Annotated in this window: 5 protein-coding genes; all 5 read right to left on the reverse strand. The window is 70.6% G+C overall.

The window, feature by feature from the left end:
- The coding region (locus tag Q0195_RS07685; protein WP_299276683.1) for a helix-hairpin-helix domain-containing protein at window positions 1-531 on the reverse strand (531 nt) is incomplete at its 3' end.
- 61 nt (window positions 532-592) lie between these two features.
- Entirely contained in the window at window positions 593-1,216 is a 624-nt protein-coding gene (locus Q0195_RS07690; protein ID WP_299276686.1) for a M15 family metallopeptidase, read from the reverse strand.
- A gap of 142 nt (window positions 1,217-1,358) precedes the next feature.
- Window positions 1,359-2,513 (reverse strand): HNH endonuclease, encoded by a 1,155-nt coding sequence (locus Q0195_RS07695; protein WP_299276689.1) that lies wholly within the window; start codon window positions 2,511-2,513, stop codon window positions 1,359-1,361.
- 135 nt (window positions 2,514-2,648) lie between these two features.
- Window positions 2,649-3,716, reverse strand: a complete 1,068-nt coding sequence (locus Q0195_RS07700) for an LLM class flavin-dependent oxidoreductase (protein WP_299276692.1) — start codon at window positions 3,714-3,716, stop codon at window positions 2,649-2,651.
- Between the two features lie 107 nt (window positions 3,717-3,823).
- A partial coding sequence (locus Q0195_RS07705) for a hypothetical protein (RefSeq protein WP_299276694.1) occupies window positions 3,824-4,134 on the reverse strand: 311 nt, incomplete at its 5' end.

The raw sequence follows: 4,134 nt of genomic DNA on the forward strand, positions 1-4,134 counted from the left end.
GAAGGTCAGCCCGCGTTCGGCGAGGGCCTCGGAGAGGAGCCTGATGGCACGCGGTCCCACGCCGTGCAGAGCGAGGAGCTCCTGCTCGGAGTGCTTCGCGACGTCGTCGAGGGTGGTGATGCCGGCAGTCAGCAGCGCCCGGGTCGCGGGCCGCCCGATGGCCCGGGGCAGGTCGCTCTCCGCCGGCACCTCGTTGCGCTCGATCGCCGCCAGGGTCGCGGCGAGCCGCTTGGGGGCCCGGCTCGCCCACGACCGCTTGACGAGGTCGTTGAGCTCCTTGCCGTCGACGGCGGACAGCGGCATCCGCACCCCGATCGGCTTACCCATCCGCACCAGCCGCTCGGCAGCCGGGCAGGCGACGAGCACCTCGTCGGCCTCCGGCCCCGGGAGATGGAGCTGGACGACGCCGTCGTCGGTGACGTCGACGAACCCGCGCCCTCGCACGGCGAAGGCAACCATGCCGACGTGTGTGGTCTCTACGACCTCGGGCAGCCCGAGCGCGGCCTTGCGCAGCTGGTCGACGGTGGTCATGGCCCCAGCATGCCCGGAGGGACGGTGGACCGGAAGGCGTGCACCCCGGAGGTGGGCGCGGTCAGCGCACGCGGTCGGGGTAGAAGGCCCAGTGCCAGGTCTCGCGCGGGGTGTCCTCGACGAAGCCGAACCGTTCGGCGTTGGCACGCATCCACTGCAGCGCCTCGCCGTCGAGTCGGAGGTCCACCGCCATCCCCCAGCCGTGGCGGCTGGTGCCGGGTACCGCGGCCAGACCGCCCTCGGGGTACAGGCCGAGCTCGCCGACGAGCTCCACCTGGCGCTCGTAGGTGCGGTAGGAGTCGTTTATCCCGATGGTCACACCGTCGGCGGCAGCAGCGGCGAGCAGCTGCTCGAACTTCGTCGCCGCGGGCGCCCACAACCGGTGGCCGGTGTTCCCGATCTGTTGGAGCGCGGCCGGCGGGACCTTGCCGTTGCCGTAGGCCGCGAGGTCCGCCGGCACGCCGTCAGAATTGAGGACGGCGGGTGTGGTCGTGGTTGCCGGTGCCAGGGCAGTGGTGGGCGGCGCAAGGGTGGATGCGGTTGGCGCGAACTCGCGCACCGCCCGCGTGAGCGCACTGTCGAAGCTCTGCGCCGACCCGGTCGTGCGCACCGGGGCAGGCGACAGTGCCGCCAGCTGCCCCTGGATCCCGGCGATGCGCTGTGAGATCGCGACGATCCCGTCCATGTGCCACCCCTCTCGTGCCCACCTATCGGCAGGTTGGGGGCGGAGGTGAGGGCTCGCGGCTCTGGAGCCCATGCCGTGAGGGCATCACAGGCACGGATGCCTTAGTCTCCGGTCAGTCCTCCTGGGTACCGCTGTGCCGGCTTCACCCGAGCCAGTCGCACGCCGCGTTGTGGTCGGCAAGCAGCCGCCGACTTGGTAAGGCGTTGCGGCTCTTCGGAAGGACGCGAAGCGGCTGACCGTCGAGAGCTCGATACGCTGGCTCGGTCACGGCCGGGCCGACTCGCACGATGTATCTGCCACCCTCGACGGTGACCGTCAGCAGGCACAGGTCGAAGAGCGTGTGGATGTCTGCCCGGAGCAGCAGGCCGTTGGTCACCATGTTGGTGTGGCCACCACGATATGGGTGGATGTGGGCCGCCTCGAGGACCGCCTCCGTCGCCGAGCCGGTGACGGCGCATCTCGCTCCGTATGCGCTGAGAAGAGCTCGCCGGAACTCGGCCTGGCCGCGACGAACGTGGATCTCAGCCAAGGTCCGCTCGCGCGTGTCCCGACCAGTAATGATCTCGTCCACGGCGCGAGCGTCCGAGGCGACCGTTCGCTCTACCTCATCGGGGATCGCGAGGAAGTCTTTGTCTCCGCGCCAGCTGGCAAGCGCGCGCCTCTCCGTGTCGGAGAGCGGGAGGTCAGCGACTTTCCACTGGAGTACTGACCACGCGAGGCCCTGCGCCTCGAGTCTGTCCGCCAGCGTGATCCCGGCACCAGGGGCACGCTCGAGGAGCTCGTCGGTGAGACCTAAGAGCTCGGTGTACCGGGCGACCGCGTTCGGCTCGGGAGCGTCGCCACCGACGACCTCTCGCCACCTTGTGACGGGAGAGGGTCGATATGGCGGGAAACGGGAGGGGTCTCGCGCCATCAGGAGGATGGACCCGAACGCTACAACGTTTCCCGGGGCAATCGCAGGGACTGCCTCACGCACTGCCGGCTCGAAACGGCCGAGCGCAGATGCGTCGGCTTCGTTCATCTCCCACACGGTCGCAACCGCAGCCGCAAGAGCACCCGGGCGCTCAGACGCCGCGCCTCTGACCTGGTACGTCAAGCGCCAGTTGAGGAGGTTCGTGCTCTCGAGCTCAGTGACCAGCTCACCCGTCCAGCCGTCGGCACGTTCAAGGAACTGCGAACGCACACGCTGCATGCGGGCAGCCAAGGACCGCTTGTACGAGTGCTCCCCTTCGTCGAGATCGACAACGCCCGTCAGTACACGTCCCCAGCTCAGGAGCTCATCCCAGCCATCAGGCATGTCCGTCCTCCTCGCTTCGACCGTGAAGATCTCCGAGGTCCAGCGGCCTCACGCTGAGCGGTCGCGTTCGACCCTATGCGGGTTCACCTCCGGTCGACCGCCTGGGATGCCCTGGTGACCGTTCGCGTGGCACGGTCAGCTCAGCAGCTCACGCACCCGCGGGATGACCTCCGTGCCGTAAAGGCGGATCGCCTCCAGGCTGTAGCGGTGCGGCATCGGGCCGTTGCTGTACTTCAAGTCGAAGCGGCTGAGCCCGAGCTGGCGCACGGTGGCGGCGATCTTCTGCGCCACGGTCTCCGGAGAGCCGGCGAACACCGCGCCGTGCTCGACCTCCGCCTCGAAGTCCGCACGCGAGGTCGGCGGCCAGCCCCGCTCCGCGCCGATCCGGTCCCGGTTGGCCTTGAAGTGCGGGAACATCAGCTCCCGTGCCTGCTCGTCGGTCTCGGCGACAAAGCCCGGGGAGTGCACACCGAGCGGCAACTCCGGCTGACCGAGCTCCTCGAGCGCGCGGCGGTACAGGTCGGCGAAGGGCGCGAAGCGGGCAGGAGAACCGCCGATGATCGCGAGCATCATCGGGATGCCGTACCGCGCGGCCCGCACCACCGACTCCGGCGACCCACCGACGCCGATCCAGGTCCGCAGCGTGCCCGCCTCGGGCCGCGGGTAGACCACGGCGTCCTTGAGCGGGCCGCGGACCGTGCCCTCCCAGCTCACGGGCCCGTCGGTCCGCAGGAGGAGGGCGAAGAGGTCGAGCTTCTCGGCGAAGAGGCGGTTGTAGTCCGCGAGGTCGAGCCCGTACAGCGGGAAGGACTCCGTGAAGGAGCCCCGCCCGAGGGTGACCTCCGCGCGCCCGTCGGACACGCCGTCGAGGGTCGCCATCTTCTCGTACACCCGCACCGGGTCGTCCGAGCTGAGCACCGTGACCGCCGTGCCGAGCAGGATGCGCTGGGTCCTCGACGCGATCGCTCCGAGGACGATTTCCGGTGCGGAGATGGCGTAGTCGTCCCGGTGGTGCTCGCCCAGCCCGATGGCGTCGACGCCCACCTCGTCGGCGAGCACGCCCTGCTCCACGACCTCCCGGAGCACCTGACCGAACGTGCGCGGCTTGCCCTCCTCGTCGACGGTCATGTCGCCGAAGGTGTCGAGGCCCAGCTGGACCTCGTGCGGGGGCAGGACGGGCTGGAGCTCGGTGAGGTCGGCCATGGTCCAACGGTAGGTGATGGCCGCTGTCGCTGCCGCACTCGCCATGTCGGCGCCGCACGTGGCTCCTTCGGCGGCGCAGGCACCCAGCGCGTCGGGGCGTGTCCCGGCTAGGGCGCCCCGCGGTCCGCTCGCTCGTCCGGCGCTGCGTCGTCCCCACCCAGCTCCATCGCCCCGCTCGCGCGGAGCGCCTGCTCGACCGGGTCGGCGGCGCGGATCCGGCGCGTCCGCCATCGGGCCACACGCGGCAGGACGAGCAGGGAGACGACGACGCCCAGTGCCGAGCCGACCAGTGTCCTCACCCAGGGCGGGCTGCCGGGCCCCGAGGTCTGCGCGAGCTCGAGGGCCGCCGGGTCGGGCTGCGCCAGGGTCGGCATCGGGATCGGCGGCGGTGCGATGCTGAAGGTCACCACGCCGCCGA

This window comes from uncultured Georgenia sp., from assembly GCF_937958535.1.
In the GTDB taxonomy this organism is placed as follows: domain Bacteria; phylum Actinomycetota; class Actinomycetes; order Actinomycetales; family Actinomycetaceae; genus Oceanitalea.

Excerpts from the sequence above, each read along its gene's own strand:
- Q0195_RS07695 (WP_299276689.1), bottom strand. The coding sequence starts at position 2,513 with ATGCCTGATGGCTGGGATGAGCTCCTGAGCTGGGGACGTGTACTGACG.
- Q0195_RS07700 (WP_299276692.1), bottom strand. The coding sequence starts at position 3,716 with ATGGCCGACCTCACCGAGCTCCAGCCCGTCCTGCCCCCGCACGAGGTC.
- Q0195_RS07690 (WP_299276686.1), bottom strand. The coding sequence starts at position 1,216 with ATGGACGGGATCGTCGCGATCTCACAGCGCATCGCCGGGATCCAGGGG.